We start from the raw sequence: 476 nt of genomic DNA, 5'->3' as shown, positions 1-476 counted from the left end.
TAGTAACCGGCATTGACCTCCACCTCTTGAAGCTCGGTGACCTCGGACTTCATCTCTACGTCCATTGTGGTACGGCCCAGTACGGGCAGTTCCCTGCTGTGGTAACCCAGATAGGAAAAGACAAGGATATCATTATTGTTTACCAAAAGAAAGTACTCCCCTTGGGGGTTGGTAAAGGTACCCGTATTGGTACCTTTGATAAGTACATGTACCCCGGGCATGGGACCATAGCTGTCGGTGACGGTACCGGAAATCTGGTACTGTTGTTGGGTATTAAGGTTTGAAAAGGTTTTAATACAATGCCCATGGGGGAAATGGGCAAAGTATGGTGGGGGAACTAAAAAGCAGATAAATAGTAGGCAAATACGTAGCATGCCCTTATACTCAAGATTATTTTTCATAATTTTGAAGATTAGATGAAACTTAGTTTTATTTAGTTACGGCCTTCCAAACTTGTCGGTCAAACAGGGTTTGGG

At 44.1% G+C, this 476-nt stretch carries 1 protein-coding gene; it reads right to left on the bottom strand.

Translation table 11 applies throughout. From position 1 onward, the window contains the following. On the bottom strand, positions 1-401 hold a 401-nt coding region (locus MWU82_RS24130; protein WP_247098317.1), incomplete at its 3' end, for a carboxypeptidase-like regulatory domain-containing protein. Positions 402-476 lie beyond the last annotated feature (75 nt).

This window comes from Arenibacter sp. S6351L, assembly GCF_023016025.1.
Lineage (GTDB): Bacteria > Bacteroidota > Bacteroidia > Flavobacteriales > Flavobacteriaceae > Arenibacter > Arenibacter algicola_B.
The sequence above is the reverse complement of the archived record's forward strand: the minus strand, read 5'-3'. Positions and strand labels throughout refer to the sequence as shown.